15 protein-coding genes are annotated in these 17,053 nt (G+C 64.9%); 10 read left to right on the forward strand and 5 right to left on the reverse strand.

Annotated features, from left to right (window positions below; translation table 11 throughout):
• Positions 1-88: 88 nt before the first annotated feature.
• From ffh to trmD, 7 genes are all read left to right on the forward strand, one after another.
• Positions 89-1,741 carry a signal recognition particle protein gene (ffh, locus tag PT282_RS06765; protein WP_277168764.1) on the forward strand — a complete coding sequence of 551 codons (1,653 nt, stop codon included), beginning with the start codon at positions 89-91 and terminating at the stop codon, positions 1,739-1,741.
• Between the two features lie 37 nt (positions 1,742-1,778).
• Positions 1,779-2,888: an endonuclease/exonuclease/phosphatase family protein gene (locus tag PT282_RS06770; protein ID WP_277168765.1), complete on the forward strand. Its 1,110-nt coding sequence runs from the start codon at positions 1,779-1,781 to the stop codon at positions 2,886-2,888.
• Positions 2,889-3,258: 370 nt separating this feature from the next.
• A complete protein-coding gene (locus PT282_RS06775; RefSeq protein ID WP_277168766.1) occupies positions 3,259-3,426 on the forward strand; it encodes a hypothetical protein in 168 nt (55 codons plus the stop codon).
• Between the two features lie 247 nt (positions 3,427-3,673).
• Complete coding sequence (rpsP, locus tag PT282_RS06780; RefSeq protein ID WP_277168767.1) at positions 3,674-4,180, forward strand: 30S ribosomal protein S16; 507 nt, start codon at positions 3,674-3,676, stop codon at positions 4,178-4,180.
• Positions 4,181-4,182: 2 nt separating this feature from the next.
• Complete coding sequence (locus PT282_RS06785; RefSeq protein WP_277168768.1) at positions 4,183-4,416, forward strand: RNA-binding protein; 234 nt, start codon at positions 4,183-4,185, stop codon at positions 4,414-4,416.
• Positions 4,417-4,427: 11 nt separating this feature from the next.
• Positions 4,428-5,114 (forward strand): ribosome maturation factor RimM, encoded by a 687-nt coding sequence (rimM, locus tag PT282_RS06790; protein WP_277168983.1) that lies wholly within the window; start codon positions 4,428-4,430, stop codon positions 5,112-5,114.
• 242 nt (positions 5,115-5,356) lie between these two features.
• A complete protein-coding gene (gene trmD / locus PT282_RS06795) occupies positions 5,357-6,202 on the forward strand; it encodes a tRNA (guanosine(37)-N1)-methyltransferase TrmD (protein ID WP_277168769.1) in 846 nt (281 codons plus the stop codon).
• An 86-nt stretch (positions 6,203-6,288) separates the two neighbouring features.
• Here trmD and rsmD read toward each other — a convergent pair whose 3' ends face one another.
• Positions 6,289-6,864: a 16S rRNA (guanine(966)-N(2))-methyltransferase RsmD gene (gene rsmD / locus PT282_RS06800; protein WP_277168770.1), complete on the reverse strand. Its 576-nt coding sequence runs from the start codon at positions 6,862-6,864 to the stop codon at positions 6,289-6,291.
• A gap of 331 nt (positions 6,865-7,195) precedes the next feature.
• Positions 7,196-9,970: an ATP-dependent DNA helicase RecG gene (locus tag PT282_RS06805; protein WP_277168771.1), complete on the reverse strand. Its 2,775-nt coding sequence runs from the start codon at positions 9,968-9,970 to the stop codon at positions 7,196-7,198.
• Between the two features lie 367 nt (positions 9,971-10,337).
• On the opposite strand from PT282_RS06805, the gene PT282_RS06810 reads away from it, so the two are divergent.
• Positions 10,338-10,502 (forward strand): hypothetical protein, encoded by a 165-nt coding sequence (locus tag PT282_RS06810; RefSeq protein WP_277168772.1) that lies wholly within the window; start codon positions 10,338-10,340, stop codon positions 10,500-10,502.
• Between the two features lie 73 nt (positions 10,503-10,575).
• Here PT282_RS06810 and PT282_RS06815 read toward each other — a convergent pair whose 3' ends face one another.
• Both PT282_RS06815 and rpmB read right to left on the reverse strand, forming a co-directional pair.
• A complete protein-coding gene (locus tag PT282_RS06815; protein ID WP_277168773.1) occupies positions 10,576-12,072 on the reverse strand; it encodes an MFS transporter in 1,497 nt (498 codons plus the stop codon).
• A gap of 286 nt (positions 12,073-12,358) precedes the next feature.
• Complete coding sequence (rpmB, locus tag PT282_RS06820) at positions 12,359-12,553, reverse strand: 50S ribosomal protein L28 (protein WP_277168774.1); 195 nt, start codon at positions 12,551-12,553, stop codon at positions 12,359-12,361.
• A gap of 581 nt (positions 12,554-13,134) precedes the next feature.
• Between rpmB and PT282_RS06825 the strand changes: the two genes are divergently transcribed.
• A complete protein-coding gene (locus PT282_RS06825; RefSeq protein WP_277168775.1) occupies positions 13,135-13,938 on the forward strand; it encodes a TetR/AcrR family transcriptional regulator in 804 nt (267 codons plus the stop codon).
• 101 nt (positions 13,939-14,039) lie between these two features.
• Positions 14,040-14,792 carry a mechanosensitive ion channel family protein gene (locus PT282_RS06830; RefSeq protein ID WP_277168776.1) on the forward strand — a complete coding sequence of 251 codons (753 nt, stop codon included), beginning with the start codon at positions 14,040-14,042 and terminating at the stop codon, positions 14,790-14,792.
• A gap of 107 nt (positions 14,793-14,899) precedes the next feature.
• Here PT282_RS06830 and PT282_RS06835 read toward each other — a convergent pair whose 3' ends face one another.
• Positions 14,900-17,011 (reverse strand): type II CAAX prenyl endopeptidase Rce1 family protein, encoded by a 2,112-nt coding sequence (locus PT282_RS06835; RefSeq protein ID WP_277168777.1) that lies wholly within the window; start codon positions 17,009-17,011, stop codon positions 14,900-14,902.
• Between the last annotated feature and the right edge of the window lie 42 nt (positions 17,012-17,053).

Raw genomic sequence — 17,053 nt, forward strand, 5'->3', positions numbered from 1 at the left:
CACAACCACAGGGAGCCTCCCCGGCGGGAAACCAAGCCGGGGAGGCTCCCTGTCTTTCTCCCTACGAACCGGTAGAATGGGGCACATTATGGCAGCATTCAGTTCTTTGACAGACAGGCTCTCCGGCGCGTTCAAGCACCTCAAGAGCAAAGGCAAGCTCACCGAGGCGGACATCGACGGCACGATCCGCGAGATCCGGCGCGCCCTGCTCGACGCCGATGTGGCACTCGACGTGGTGCGCTCCTTCACCTCGCGCATCCGCGAGCGCGCGCTCGGAGAGGAGGTCTCCCAGGCACTCAACCCCGCGCAGCAGGTGGTGAAGATCGTCAACGAGGAGTTGACGCAGATCCTCGGCGCCGGCGTCGACCGTCCGCTGAACTTCGCCAAGAACCCGCCCACCGTCATCATGCTCGCCGGCCTGCAGGGCGCCGGCAAGACGACACTGGCCGGCAAGCTCGGCTATTGGCTCAAGGATTCGGGCCACACCCCTCTTCTGGTCGCGGCCGACCTGCAGCGCCCCAACGCCGTCACCCAGCTCGAGGTGGTCGGCCAGCGCGCCGATGTGCCGGTCTACGCTCCCGAGAGGGGCGTGCAGTCCGAGGGCGGCGAGGCCGTGGCGGCTCCCGGCCAGACCAGCGGCAACCCCGTGCAGGTGGCCCGCGACTCCATCGAGTTCGCGAAATCCAAGCTCTACGACACCGTCATCATCGATACCGCCGGCCGCTTGGGCGTCGACGAGGAACTGATGGCGCAGGCGCGTGGCATTCGCGACGCCGTGAATCCCGACGAGATCCTCTTCGTCATCGACGCGATGATCGGCCAGGACGCCGTGAAGACCGCCGAGGCGTTCGACGAGGGCGTGGACTTCACCGGCGTGGTGCTCTCCAAGCTCGACGGCGACGCCCGAGGCGGCGCGGCCCTCTCTGTCGCCAGCGTGACCGGCAAGCCGATCCTCTTCGCCTCCAACGGCGAGGGGCTCAAGGACTTCGAGGTCTTCCATCCCGACCGCATGGCCTCGCGCATCCTCGACATGGGCGACATCCTCACCCTGATCGAGCAGGCGCAGAAGGAGTTCGACGAGCAGGAGGCCATGGAGTCCGCCAAGAAGATGGCGAAGGGCACCTACGGCCTCGACGACTTCATGGCGCAGCTGGAGCAGGTGCGCAAGCTCGGATCGATGAAGAGCCTGCTGCGCATGATCCCCGGCATGGCCAGCCACAGCAAGGAGCTCGAAGCCCTCGACGAGCACGAGATCGACCGTACCGAAGCCATCATCCATTCGATGACGCCCGAAGAGCGGCGCGACCCCTCCATCATCGACGGCTCCCGCCGCGCCCGCATCGCCTACGGCTCGGGCAACACCGTCTCGGCGGTCAACGGACTGCTGCAGCGCTTCGAGCAGGCGGCCAAGATGATGAAGCGCATGACCAACAAGGTCGGCGGCGGCATCCCCGGCTTCGGCGGCCCCGCGATGGGCGGCGGCTACGGCGGCAAGAAGAAGGGCAAGAAAGGCAAGAAGAAGCGTTCCAAGTCGGGCAATCCGATGAAGCGCGAGGCCGAGGAGAAGGCGTTGCGCGACAAGCTTTCGGGCAAGTCCAAGAAGTCCGGTGGCTCCGCCTTCGCCAAGAAGCCCCAGAATCCCGCGCTGCCCGCGGGCCTGCAGGAGGCGATGGACGCCGGCAACGGCATGCCCGACCTCCCGCCGAACCTGGGCGGCGGGCTCTCCGGCCTCTTCGGCTGACGAGCGCCCCTACCTCACTTCCGAAGGCTGCGACAACATGACCATCGCACTGAGCATCCCGCTCAGCCTCATCGCGCTCTGGTGGGCGCTGCGCTTCCTGCCGGCGGGCGCCGACGGCCATCGTCCGGTCCCCTACCTGCTCGCGTTCGCGCGCTTCCTCTGGATGCCCTCGTGCCTCATCGCCCTGGTGGCGCTCGTCTCGCGTCATTGGCCCGTCGCCGTCGTGGCGGTGGCGCTGACCGTCGGCACCGGTCTGTTCGCCTCGCCTTGGTATCGCAGATGGCTCGATCGTCGCGCCCCGACCGGCAACGACGACCGGCAAGGCCACGATGTGGCGTCATCCGTGGAGGGCGCCGAAGCCACGGACGCCATCACCGTCATGACCCTCAACTGCCGTTATGGCCATGCCGGCGCCGAAGCCATCGTCGATGCCGTGCGCCAACGGCATGTCTCGCTGCTGGCCCTGCAGGAGCTCACCACGGGATTGGTCGAGGAACTGGATGCCGCTGGCCTGTCGACGCTGCTGCCCCATCGGCAGCTGGGCCGCAGGAGCCACGACGACAACGGCGGATTCAACGGCATCTTCACGAGCCTGCCGGTCACAGCCCAAAAAGATGCGACGCTGGGCATCGAGGCGGCCGACGTGCCGGGCATTATCGCCGGCGGCATCGCCTTCCACAGCGCGCACCCCAAGTCGCCGATGCGCGGCTGCCACGAATGGTCGTACGGCATCCGTGCACTGGGCGAACTCGCCCATCATTTCTCCTTCGTAAACGAGCCAACCGCAACCGACAACTCCGGTCACGCACCAGGCCAGGCGCCGTCGCAGTCCGCCACCGCGGCATCCGCACCCAACGCACCTACTCCGGCAGCCCCCGCCACCATGCGCGCGACGGTCATCATGGGCGATCTCAACTCCAACGCCGACCATCCCAGCTTCCGTGCCCTGCTGCGATACGGGCTGCGCGACGCCGGACTCACCGCCGGCCACGCGCGGGTGTCGAGCTTCCCCACCTGGCTGCGCTGGCCCCGCCTCGAGCTCGACCACATCCTGACGACCCCTGGCGTCGCTGCCACAGACGCCGAGACCTTCGTCGTCCCCGGCAGCGACCACCTGGCCCTGGCCGCCCGTCTGCGCACACGCTGACCCTCCACGAAACGCACCGTCCCGTAAGTAGAGCAGCGCACACGCCTTGCCGGCATGCCGGACCCATCCGAAACTGGTGACGCTCCCCGTCGCCATACCCCCATCCATACGCCCTCGCCCTCCGGCGCAAACCATCGTTCACAGGCGGCAAAACCGTTCGCCGTGCATGAAAAAACACCCGGAACTCGAGACCCTGTTGACAAACGTCCTACGTGTCCATATTGTGTCTTGTTGGTTGCCTTCCAGAAGGCTTGAACCAATACTAAAAGTAAGGGTTCAATGTCGAATGCAAAGAAGAATGAATATGAATAAAACACAAAATGCAGATATTCAGTTTGTTATTCCTCTGACGGCCGACCAACTCGCACTCATGAAGCGAGCAGCGGCCCTGGAGGAGATGCCCATCAAGGACTGGGCGACGCAGAAACTGTGCGATGCCGCCGATGACGGCGTCGAGCAGGAGGTGACGTTGCAGGAGGTGAACGAGGAGTTCGACAAGATCCTCGCCAGCTTCAGGCAATCCTCGGCCTGCGCCTGATGAATATTTGAGAAAAGAATAGTCTGTGAGAGGGCCATGGGAACATTCCCGTGGCCCTCTCGCCATGTCCGCCCGGTGCCGGTTCCGCTCCCGCCCCGGCCCTATCCAGCCGGCGCGCTATAGTTGAAAAGTTATTCATGGGTGCGGGGCCCTCTCAAACCCGCAGGCCATGAGGAACACGTGGACCGACGTTCGTGTGCCCCACACGCGAGTGGACGTCCGCACTCAAGTAACAAGGAGAGCCATAATGGCCACCAAGATTCGTCTGAAGCGCATGGGCAAGAAGTTCTATGCGTTCTACCGCATCGTCGTCATGGATTCGCGCAAGAAGCGTGACGGCAAGTCGATCGAGGAGATCGGCCTGTACGATCCTAACAAGCAGCCTTCCATGATCAAGATCGATTCCGAGCGCGCCCAGTACTGGCTCGGCGTCGGCGCACAGCCGAGCGATCCGGTGCTCAAGCTCCTGAAGATCACCGGCGACTGGCAGAAGTTCAAGGGTCTGCCGGGTGCCGAGGGCACGCTGAAGACCGCCGAAGACGGTCCGGATGCCGCCGCCCGCGTCGAGGCCGTGGAAGCCGATGCGCAGAAGCGCAAGGCCAAGCAGTCCGAAGCCAAGGCGAAGGCCGAGGCCGAGAAGGCCGCCGAAGCCGCCGCCGCTGACGAGGCGAAGGCCGACGAGGCCGGCGCCGAGGAAGCCAAGGCCGAGGAGCCTGCCGCCGACGAGGCCGAGAAGACCGAGAAGGCCGAGTAATCATGCTCGCGCAAGCTGTGGAACACCTCATTTCCAATATCGTCGATTTCCCCGATGATGTGTCGGTGAAGTCCCACGAGAACGCCCGCGGCGAGCTGTTGCGGGTGCGTGTGAACCCCGAGGACATCGGGCGCGTGATCGGCCGTTCCGGCCGCACCGCCAACGCGATCCGCACCGTGGTGCAGGCCCTGGCCGACCACAAGGTGCGCGTCGACATCATGGATGTCCGCCGGTGAGCGCCGAAACCATTTCGCAGCAGGCAGACCCTCAGCAGCGTGAACTGTTGAGGGTCTGCCGTATCGGGCGTGCGCAGGGGCTCAAGGGCGAGGTCAACGTCCTCACGTTCACCGACGAGCCGGAGCGCAGGTTCGCGCCCGGCGCCGAGCTTTGCACGCGTGACGGCCAACGTACCTATGCCGTCGCCCACTCGCGCACGTTCAAGGACCGCTGGATCCTGCATTTCGAGGGCGTGGACGACCGTGACGCCTCCGAGGCGCTCAACGGGCTGGACCTCTACGCCGAGGCCGACGACCCCGAGGCGATGGCCGAGGAGGACGCCTGGTACCCCAAGGACCTGATCGGGCTCGAGGCCCGCGTCGCCGAGGAGCCTTCCAACGGGGTCGATGCCGGCAAGGCCGGGCAGGTCATCGGCAAGGTCGTCGACGTCATCGACGGGCCGGCGCAGTCGCTGCTGAAGATCCGCCTGGCCACACCCATGGCCGAGCTCAAGGATGGCGGTTTCAGGCCCTTGGACACGTCCGCGCCGACGTCCGCAAGCGACACTGGCGATGCGGGCAAGGCCGGCAAGACGAACGACCAGCGCATCGTCAAGACCGCGTTGGTGCCGTTCGTCGACGAGCTGGTGCCCGAGATCGACCTGGATGGCCGCTATCTCACCGTGGATCCGCCCAACGGGCTGGTTCCCGGCCTCTAGACCATATTTGCCGTGTATTCCGTGCGTCGTTCCGATTGAGGGGCGGCGCACGGTTTTTATGTTCCCGTTCCGGCGATATGCCCATCGGCCACGTTTGCGGTTTTCGCAATGCCACGCGTCATTCGCGCTTCCATGCCATCGGCAATGGTGCCATGGGCCACGCCGGTGCTTTTCACGCAGAAACGGTGCACGGGCGCCTTCCACGGCGGGCGTGGAACGGCGGCCACGATACACTGGAAACCATGAAGATCGATATCGTGTCCGTATTCCCCGAGTATTTCAAGGCCCTCGACGTGGGCCTCTTTGGCAAGGCGATCGAGCGCGGGCTGCTCGACGTCAGCGCCCACGACCTGCGCGACTGGACCCACGACGTGCACCATTCGGTCGACGACACCCCGGTCGGCGGCGGCGCCGGCATGGTGATGAAGCCCGAGGTCTGGGCCGAATGCCTCGACGACCTGCTGGGGCTCGAGCCCGTCGAGATGGCGGATGACGGCAGCGAAACGCCCGACCCGCCTGAAGCCGATCTTTCCAAGCCCGTCCTCATCTTCCCCAACCCTTCGGCGCCGCTCTTCACACAGCGCGACGCGACCGAGCTCTCGCGGGCCGGCCATCTCGTCTTCGGCTGCGGCCGCTACGAGGGCTACGACGCGCGCATCCCCCGCTACTACCGCGCGCAGGGTGTCGACGTGCGCGAATACTCCATCGGCGACTACGTCCTCAACGGCGGCGAGGTGGCCGTCTCAGTGATGCTCGAGGCCATCACGCGCCTGATGCCCGGATTCATGGGCAACCCCGACTCCATCGTGGAGGAATCCTACACCGGCTCGAACGCGCTGCTGGAGCACTACCAGTACACGAAACCGGCCGTCTGGCGCGGCATGGGCGTGCCCGACGTGCTCACGAGCGGCGACCACGGCAAGGTCGACCGCTTCCGCCGAGACGAGGCCATCGCGCACACCGACCGGCTGCGCCCCGACCTCATCGAACGGCTCGACTGCAAGGCGCTGAACAAGGCCGACCGCAAGACCCTGATGGCACTGGGTTGGGAGGTCTCCGGCCCCCACCCCCGCAAACGCGCCGACTGACCGCCCGTTCCCAATAGTCAGCCCGATCATCGCGCTGCCCAAAAACGTCAAGCATAACTTACATAATCCCGGGCAGCAAAGCGCCCTCACGCCATTTCGAGGTAGTAGACGGCGGTCTCGCCGTAGTCGCGTTGGTCGGCGGTGTGCCAGCCTTCGGGCAATGTAAGCGCCTCGGAACGGGTGGAGCGCTCGAAGACGATGAGCGTGCGCTCGTCACTCGCCGGGGACGCGGCCAGGTCGGCGATGAGCCGGTCGCATTCCTCGGTGGTGAGCGCGTAGGGCGGATCGGCGAAGATGACGTCGAAGGCGGGACCATCGTAGCCGGGGGCGATGCGCTCGGCGCGCTTACGCATCACGCGTGCCCTCATCGTGCGGGCGTCCCATGAGCGGTTGCGCTTGAGCTTGCCCAGCGTCTTGTCGATCAGCGCGGCGGCCGGTCCGGCCGATTCCACGGCCACCAGCTCGTCGGCGCCACGCGAGAGCGCCTCGATGCCCAGCGCGCCGGTGCCGGCGAAGAGGTCGAGCACACGGCCACCGTCGAGCATGCCCCATGCCTCGAGCTTCGAGAAGATGGCCTCTTTGGTCCGGTCGGTCGTCGGCCTGGTGCCCGGCTTGGCCTTCGCCAGTTCGAAGCCCTTGAATCGTCCCGCAATCACACGCATGTTGCTACCCTATCCCGCGGCAACGATAGCCCCGTGACGATCCCACCACACCAACAACCGTTGTACGCCGCCATCGTCAGCGACAACGAATCGCATTCGCCTTCTACCGCAACCCACCCAACAAACGGCCATTCGTACAATAATGACAGTCAGCGGCCGTACATAGCCATTTTCCAACAACGTCGCCAAAATGATGACACTTGACGACCGTACATGGCCATTTTCCAACAACATTCTCAAAAGGGTGACAGTCAGGAGTCGTATCTGTCACTATTCTTTGAACGGTGTTGGAATAGTGCCCAATAGCAGGCACAGCAGCTGGCCAAGTCGCTCAGTTGCTGAGGATCTCGGACTCGCCACCACGCGTGAAGTCGAGGACGGCGCCGGCCAGCTGGGTCTCGCCGGCCAGGCCCGAATCGCGCTCGAGCAGCGCCTCGGCGGCCTGCCGCGCATCGGCGATGATCTTGGCGTCCTTGACCACACGCAGCAGCTTCAGGCCGGACTTGCCGCCGGACTGGGCGTCACCCAGCACGTCGCCGGCGCCGCGCAGCTCGAGGTCCGCCTGCGCGATCTCGGCGCCGTCGAGCGAACCCTCGATGACCTTCAGCCGCTGCTCGGCGATGCTGCCCGGCTCGGCGCGCGAGACGAGGAACGCCCATGAATCGGTACCGCCACGGCCCACACGGCCGCGCAGCTGGTGCAGCTGGGAGAGCCCGTAGCGGTCGGCGTCGAAGATGGTGATGCAGCTCGCCAAAGGCACGTCCACGCCCACCTCGATGACGGTGGTCGCCACGAGGACCGGCGTCTTGCCCGACTCGAAGTCGGCCATCACGGCCCGCTTGGTCTCGTCGTCGTCGCGCCCGGTCAGGGTGGCGAACCTGATGCCCTGGAACTGCGGCAGGCCCGAGAGCCGGCGCGCGATCTCGTCGACGGCGTGCAGCGGCGGCTTGGGTTCGCTCGGCGTGCCGTCACCGTTCTCGTCGCCGAAATCGTCGACCTCCACGAAGCCGCTTTCCACGTCATCGGCCCCGGCGCCAGCGGTGGCTCGTCGGCCTCCGCGGCCGCCAGCCCTACCGGCACCAGCCACGTCGGCATCGTCCCCGGGGTCGGCGTCGATGCGCGGACAGACGATATAGGCCCGCTCCCCCGCGTCGATGCGCCGGCGGATGTGCACGAACATCTGGCCCATCATCCGTCCGTCGGCCTCGGGCACGATGAACGTGCGGATCGGTTTGCGGCCGCCGGGCAGCTCGGTGAGCCACGAGATGTCGAGGTCACCGAACCATGTCATCGCGGCGGTACGCGGAATCGGCGTGGCGGTCATGACCAGCAGGTGCGGCGTCTTCTCGCCTTTCTCGCGCAGGATCTCACGCTGTTCGACGCCGAAGCGATGCTGCTCGTCGATGACCACCAGCGCCATGTTCGGCGCCTGGAATCGCTTGGAGAACGCCGCGTGCGTGGCGACGATGATGCCTGGCTCGCCACTGGCCGCCGTGGCGAGCGCCTTGCGCCGGGCAGCCAGTCTCATCCCGCCGGTCAGCAGCGTCACCGGCACCGTGGCGTCGTCGTCCTCACCGGCCCCGCCGATCTTGGCGACCATGCCGCTGATGGTCTGGAAATGCTGTTCGGCGAGCACCAACGTGGGTGCCACCAGCACGGCCTGATAGCCGGCGCCGACGGCCTGGAGCATGGCCGCGAGCGCCACCACGGTCTTACCCGAGCCGACCTCGCCCTGCAGCAGCCGTTGCATCGGGTAGGCGCGGGCCATGTCCTCGCAGATGGTGTCGATGACGTCGTGCTGACCGTCGGTGAGCGTGAACGGCAGAGAGTCGACGAACCGTGCGCGCAGCCCGGAATCCCCGCATTCGAAGGTCTTGGCCTCGCGGGCGCGCTCGCGGTCCTGCAGCACGGAGACCTGCGAGACGAACGCCTCCTCATAGCGCAGGGTGGCCAGCGCCTCGTGGAAGGCCTTGGTCGAGCGCGGGTCGTGGATGGCGGCGAAGGCGTCGGCCCGGTGCATGAGGCCCTTCGAGGCAATGACGTCCTGCGGCAAAATGTCGGGAATAGCGGCGCGCAGGGCGAGGGTTTTCGTCTTGCTGTCGGCGACTTGATTCTCGGCAACATTATCGGCATTGTCGGCGTTATCGGCAACGGCGGCATCAACCGCTGTATTATCGGTAACAACGTCATCGTCGGCACCGCCGGTTTCCTGAAGTTTCGTCTTTCCGCTGGCGCGCAGGGCGTCGAGCATCGCGACGATGGACTCGTGGATGTGCTCGCTGGAGATGCGCGAGGTGGCGTGGTAGACCGGACGCGGCCGGCAGACGTGCTGCAGGGCCTCGTAGGCGCTCGAGGCGTCGAATCTCAGGGCGTTGGCACGCGCGGCGACATCGGCGACGCCGGGGCGCGCGGAACCGCTGGAAGACGGGTTCGTGCCGGCAGGTGCGGACGGGTCGGCAGACTCGCCAACGGCTTGCGACGCCGGCTGGGAATGCGCAGCGGAATCACCAGAACCGGCGGGGGCGGCACCGGCATTCGAACGTCCATCAGTCTGGCTGGGAGTACCGTCGAGGGAAAGCTCGCCCGCGCTGGCGGCAACGGCCGCAACGGAACCGCTGGCGGGATCGGCGAACACGGCCGCGCCTTCCGGCATCACGGTGAGCACCTCGGGATGGGTGAACTGCAGCTGGCCGTTGAACTCGGTGGGGGTGCCGGCGAGCACGACGTCCGCGCCCTGGTGCAGGCGCCCACTCATCCAGTTCATGTACGGTTTCTTGTGCGAGAAGAAGACCAAGCGGCAGCTCGACGCGGCCACCTGCCTGCTCTCGGCGAACGCGCCGTCGTCGACGACGGCCTCGAGCCGGTAGCCACGGCGGGCGCCCATGGGGATGACCCGTACGAAGCGCACCACGGCGGCGAACGCCATCGGAGCGCCGACCCTGGCCTCGCGGATGGCGCGCAGCGGCACCGGCTCGGTGACGCGGAAGGGATAGTAGGTCAACGCGTCGCTCACGCTCACCACGCCGAGCCCCTTGAGCGCGCTGACCCGCCGTTTGTTGGCGATCAGCGAGGAAATCGGGGTTGCGGTGGTGACGGTGTTGCTCATGGTCCCATTCTATAGGCAGCGAGCAACGAAAAAGAGGGCGCACAACCCGCGATGCCAGCGGGTACACCTCGGCCCCGATACCCATTGCGGGCACCGGGGCCGACGGTCAAACAATAAGAAGGACACTGTCCAACATCGGTTACAACCTCACCGGATAAAGCTTGAATGACGGCAATGTTCCCATGAGTCATCGTGTCATAACCAATACCAGCAGTATAGCATCCACGACAAATATTCGCATTACAGGATACGATATATTCATCGCCAAACCTTTTCATCGGAGGCAAGGCGATCGTGCGACTGTTCGGCCGCATGACCTCGCCGCGTCCATCGTGGCGCGGTCTAACAATAAGGAGGACATGGAATCATGTCCCAACAGAAGAAGGACTCCGACAGTCCCGAAATCATCCAATTCGTCGTGACATTGGCGGTCGCGCTGTCAGCGAAAGCCGACAGCCTCATCGCCGATATCCTGCTCACGACATTGACCGGCTGTGCGCTGGCCACGTATTGGAGGCATCGTCGGAACTAGCGGAGCCACGCCTTGCGCCGGCGGATTCCCAGATGGATCCTGCCGGCGCAAGGCGCTTCGTTCATTGCGCTTCTCAGCGCTTCGCGGCGTCGTCCGCCTTGGTCTGGCGGGCCATGCCGAAGGAGACCAGGAACGCGATGACGGCCAGCGCCAGCGCGAAGGCGAAGCCCCAGCGCGAGCCGGTGACGAAGGCCATCGCCTTGCCGCCGGTGTGCGAGGAGGCCTGGCCGGCCGCCAGCAGGATGGTCGCCACGGCGGTGATGACCGCGCCGAGGACCTGCTGCATGGTGTTGAGGATGGTGGAGCCGTCGGTCGACAGGTGCTGCGGCAGCGAGGCGAGCGCCGAGGACTGGGCCGGATTCATCGCCATCGGGATGCCGACCATCAGCACGACGTGCGCGAAGATGATGTAGGCGATGGAGGTCTGCGGGCCGGCGAGCATCAGCAGGACGACGCCGATCATGGAGAGCACCAGGCCGCCGCGCACCAGCCACTTCGGGCCGGCGATGTCGAAGAGGCGGCCGGCGAGCATGGAGACCAGCGCGTTGACGACGCCGCCGGGCAGCATCACCAGGCCGGTCATGGCGACCTTGACACCCATGCCGTTCTGCAGCTCCTGGGGCATCAGGTACATGGTGGCCAGGGTGATGCCGAAGTTCATCATCACGATCAGCGCGCCGACGGTGAACTGGCGGATGCCCAGCGCATGCAGGTCGATGATCGGGTTCGACATATGCAGCTGGCGGTAGCTGTAGAAGGCGACGGCCACGACGCCGACCACGAGGATGAGGATGACCTGCCAGGTGAAGCCGAGGTCGCTGATGAGGCTCACGCCGAGCACCAGGCCGCCGAAGCCGAGGATGGAGGCGATGCAGGAGATGAGGTCGATCTTCGGACGGGTCAGCGCGTAGGCGTTGACCATCCAGATGGCGGCGGCGACGAAGGCCACGGCCGCGATCAGGGCGAAGAAGTAGAAGATCGCGCGCCAGGAGAACGCGCCGATGAGCGCGCCGGAAAGGGTGGGGCCGATGGCCGGGGCGAACATGACCACGAGGCCGGCCATGCCCATCGCGGCGCCGATCTTGTTCAAGGGGAAGACCTCGAGGATGACGGCGAACATCATCGGCAGCACCAGGCCGGTCGAGATGCCCTGGATCATGCGGCCGATGAGCAGCACGACGAACATGCTGCTCGGCGCGAAGCCGGAGACCAACGAGCCGATGAAGAACATCGCCAGCGCGAAGAGCAGCAGCGGCTTGGCCGGGATCCACTTTAAGAGCAGGCTGGTGAACGGCAGCACGATGCCGATGACGAGCATGTAGCCCACCACCATCCACTGCGCGGTGCCCGGCCCGATGCCGAAGCTCTTGCTCAGTGCCGGCAGCGCGATATTCATCGCGGTCTCGCTGAGCATGCCCAAAAACGCGCCCAGATAGAGGCCGAGCATCGTCAGGTTCGGATGCTTCACATCCACGCGCGCCTTCATCGCTCCCTGCGGTGCCTGCGGCTTTTCATTGCGCTGCGATTCCCCGTTTTCGGGCGCAGCAGTCTGCGACATGGCAGAACCCATGTTGTTCTTCTCCATTTCATACCCGCGTCTTATCGCCGTTTTACGGTCGCACGGGCCATTCGTGTACACGCGTTTATACGCGCTGTCTTATAAGGGGCGGCGCATCCAGCGCCCACTGTTGACCGGGAGCCCCTCAACTCCCGAAGCAAAGCTTGATTATTAGCGTGGCGCTGGACATTCGTCCGCCTGCCGTCCATACCACCGCCATCACGCGGCTACCTCGCGGGCAACAAAAAACCTCCGGCGTCCGAGGACGTACGGAGGTTTCGAAAGTTACTACTCGCTTTCACGCGGCCACGCGCTGAACCTTGCCTGCCTTGAGGCATTTGGCGCACACACGGATGCGGACGTTCTGCCCGTCGATGGTGGTGCGAACCGGCTGCAGGTTCGGGCTGAAGGTGCGCTTATTGCGAATATGTGAATGCGAAACACTGTAACCGGATTGCGGTCCCTTGCCGCACACTGCGCAACGAGCTGCCATAATGGACTCCCTATACTGTTTTGACTTGCAAGTCTCGATGCCGCCGACCCGCGTTTTGGCGCGCGAAGGCAACACACAACTTATCAAGTATACAACCGGTGCCGACTTAGGGCAAGTACCGTCCGATTCCCGTTCCGGCCGACATCCCGCGCGCGTCCGGGGATCGCTTTTGGACGACACGCTTGGGGGACGGAAGCAAATTACGCTATCAGTGTCAATTTGCGATATATTTGGTCAATGTTTCGCGACACTTCGTCCGACACTCCGGAACCGCGGCACCGCAACGAAAAACGGCGGAAAATATCATTTCTTCAATCTTTTTATCCTCTCAGCATAATAACAAAAAGTGTGACCTGTACGACAGTTTTTGCGTTTTTCCTAGGCAACTCTCATTATCTATATGGTTAAATAGTCATTACATACGAAGAGTATCTATTGGTGAAAGGTTGCCGTATCATTGTTTTTCGTTTTCGGCCATCTTTCACGATATTCGGCGCAAAGAAATAAACAAGGACCTCATCCTTTAAAATTATCAATAGGTTTGCTTTTGTGAAAGACTCGTTTCGTTAAGGGGATACTCAATGTCAAGACCACGACAGGATTCAGGCCAGCTGCCGGCGACGGTACGGATGGAGAACTCGTTCTGGAAGCTGCTGAGCGAGCGCGACTACGGCAAGGTGACCGTCACCGACATCGTGGATCTGGCGGGCGTCAACAGGAACTCCTTCTATTACCACTACTGCAAGCTCGACAACCTGGCCGAGTCCGCCATCAAGCACAGCGTGCAGAGCATCAACAACTCCATGCCCGAGTTCACCGCCAACCCGTCGAGGGCCTGGAACGGCATCGTCATGCAGCTGCTCGGCGTGCCCAGCAGCCGCACCAACATCGACCGCCTGGCGCTCACGGTGGGCCCGCACACCTCGCCCGCGCTCATCCAGACCGTCCACGACGCGCTGCGCGAGGGCTTCATGCAGTGGCAGCACCTCGACCCCGAAATGTCGGCCACGCAGGACGTCCTGTTGGAGTTCTCCATCGGCGGCCTGATGGCGATCCTGGGCATGTGGCCCCGCCTCTCCAAGGAGACCTCACTCGAGCAGTGGAGCAACCTCGACGCCGCCGTGGTGGCGCGCACCCTCTACCTTTCGGTCTCCAGCAACAGCATGCCCAGCTTCTGGGTGCAGATGTTCCGCAACACCCTGGAGCGCGGCAACGAGTCGCTGCTCAAGGGCATCGCGGCCGCCGAGACCAACGACCTCGACTTCAAGCAGCAGGTCGACCAACTGATCACCGAGCTGCAGGCCCTGCAGAGCGGCCAGCAGGCGGACGATGGCAAGACGTCCGGCCCGACGCCGTCAGCCGGTTCGGGCGCCAACGTACGCTAGCCGTTCGCCTTCGGCGTTTCCATCACTTGGTGCGCCTGCCTTCCTCACCGCCGCTTCCGGCAGTGGGCACGAAGACAGGCGCACCAAGTAGAATCTAAGGCATGGAAACCGTTCGGAACTGGCTATGGACCAACGAGCTGAGGATCGCCCTGCTCGTCGCCGTGCTCGTGGTGGCGTTCGTGATCTCGAAACTCGTCACACGCGGGCTTCGACGCCTGCTCGGCCACTCCAACATCCCCAACGCCTCCATCTTCATCAACCTCACGCTGGCCGCCATATGGATCATCGCGGCGGCCATGGTGCTCCAGCCGGTCTTCGGCATCAACCCCACCACCATCATCACCGCCCTGGGCATCGGCGGCGTGGCGATCTCCCTGGGCCTCAAGGACACCATCGCCAACATCTTCTCGGGCTTCGGGCTCATGCTCGGCCACGTCATCCACCCCGGCGACCAGGTCGTCGTCTCGGGGGTCACCGGCACCGTGGAGGACATCACCTGGCGGCAGACCATGGTGCGCGAACGCAACGGCAACCAGTTGATCATCCCGAACTCGGTGCTCAACACCTCCGCCCTCGAACGCATCACCCCCGCCGGCGAGGCGTGCGTGGGCGTCGCATTCACCGTCAAACCCGGCAGCGACCTGGGCGAGGTGACCAGGCGCGTGCTGGAGCAGGTCGGCCGCGCCACCACCGGGCTGACGGTGCGCAAGAACCAGCCCCATGTCAATTTCACCGGATTCTCGGCCACCGGCATCGAGGCCGAGGTGCTGCTCTTCGCCAAGCCCGGCATCAATCCCGACCAGATCCGCGACAAGGCGGTGCGCGCGCTGGCCAAGGAGGATTTCATCGCCTGAGGCGTGCCGGCGGGAAAGCCGTGGGGCGGTTCAACCCTATTGGGTTCACCAACCATGGGGCCGTCAGCCAGGGGCAGCCGCCGCAAGTGACGGCCTGTAACGGCCGCTCAGCGCACGAACAGGGCGAGTATCATCTCCAAGGCGCACAGCACGATGAAGATGTTGACGCCGACGTTGCCGAGCACCGTTCTGGCGCGCATGCCCTTCGGCAGCTCCCCGGGCGTGCGGTAGAACACGATCTTCTTGCGGTTGACGATCGCCACCACGATGCCGACGACGATCATGATCATGTTGAAGGCCGCGTAGAGCAGGATGGGCACCAGCTCGCCGCCGTGGCCCGAGACGATCAGCTTCTCGATCGCGTCGGAGGATCCGTCGGAGATGGCCTTGCTGGCCTCGGAGCCCATGGCGGAGAGCGCCATCTCGGGCAGGAATCCGCCGCAGAAGTTATAGGTCATGTGCATGGCGATCGTATAGCGCAGCTTGCCCGTGCGCACGTAGACGTAGCCCTCGATCAGGCCGAAGCCGAAGACGTAGAAGAACTGGAAGAGGTTGCCGTGGAAGAGCGCGAAGGCGGTCGCCGAGACCACGATCGCCGTCACCTCGCCGTACTGCTGGATGTGGTCGATGAGCAGACGGCGGAAGAGCCATTCCTCGAAGATCGGGCCGATGATGACGGTGGTGAGCAGCAGGGTGACCGGGTCCATGGCTTCCATCATCTCGTTGATGCTGCTTTTGGCCTGGCCGTTCGAGAACATGCTCGAAAGGATATTGCCGATCCAATTGCCGACGTAGGAGACCGGGAAGGTGATGGCCATGGCGGCCAGGAACATGCGCAGGCTCATCTTGCCGGGCTTGCGCCTGACCGTCGGCCGCGTGCGGAACACGAGCACGGAGAGCGGGATCGCGACCAGGTAGAGAGGGCCGTTGCCGGCGAGGAACGTGGCCCATTGGGGCAGCTTGGCGCCGGGCGCGAACGCGTCCACCACCACGCTGACGGCGATGGCCAGGAGGTTCCAGACCACCATCACCATGGCCAGCGCCAGGCCCACGCGGGAGAAGCGCTTGCGCACCACGTTGACCCAGTGCGCCAGTCGGGGCCAGTCCGGGCGGGACTGGTAGATCATGCGCCATTGCTTGCCGGAGATGCGTCCGCCAGGGCTGAACGGCACATAGCCGGGCGCGACGGGCTGCTGCGGGTACTGCTGCTGGAAAGCGGGCTGCTGGTAGGCAGGCTGCGGGTATTGCTGCCACGGGCCGGGCTGCTGGCCGGGGACCAGCTGCTGGTAGGCGGGCTGGCAGGCCGGTATCCACTGGACCGGCTGCTGGTAGGCCGGCTGGGGCGCGGGTTGCGGCTGGCCGGCGAGCTGGCCGGGAGCCTGCTGAACGTCACCATACTGCTGCGGCGCCGGCTGGGGCTGGTAGGCATACGGCTGGGCCATCGGCTGCCGATACTCATACGGCTGCGCCACTGGCTGCTGCTGCATCGCCGGCTGGTAGCCATATGCCTGTGCGGCAGGCTGCTGCCGGTAGTTGAATGACTGGTCCGCAGGCTGCTGGCCACCAGGCTGCTGGACACCGTAAGGTTGCGCCGAAGCCCGCACTGCCCAATCGCACTGCTGGTCGGAGGACCGAGGTAGCAATGATCCGTTCTGCGGTTGATCCAGCGGCCGCTGCGAGCCGTATGGGTCCTGATCGTACTCGATGTCCTGTTGCGGAGCCTGCTGCCGGGAGCCGGCCTCCTGCGCGGCGGATTGGCTATCATACCGGCTCTCGGACGGCGACGCGCCGGTCGAAGTGTCTTCGGTGGACGGCGCATTGGCCGATGTACCTTCGAATGGCCGGCTCTCGGACGGCGAAGCGCCGAGGTCGGAACCCGCGACCGAATGACCCTCGGGCAACTGGCTTTCCGGCGACGGCACTCCGGAGACCGTACCTTGCCCTGACGCCCCATCAGAGCTCTGAGACCAGGCCGACTGCCCCTCCTCCGGCTTGACCCCATCCTGCCGGCCGTCGCCCATGCGCCCATCGGCCGCCGGCCGCTCCTGTGCAGGCCGCGCCTGCGCTCCATCGGTGCCATGCGCGTCCGAAGAAGCGAGGGGCCAGGTGACGTCCTCGATGCCGAACGGCGCGGAGATGCCGCCCTGCCCCTCCTGGTGCGGCGCCGACGTCTCCAGTGCCGCGTCGTCGCGGCCCTTCGCCTGGTTGTCGTCATTCATATTGACACTTGACCTTTCCTTCTCGGCTTGGCCGGTCGGTTC

This window comes from Bifidobacterium sp. ESL0763 (genome assembly GCF_029433395.1).
Taxonomy (GTDB): domain Bacteria; phylum Actinomycetota; class Actinomycetes; order Actinomycetales; family Bifidobacteriaceae; genus Bifidobacterium.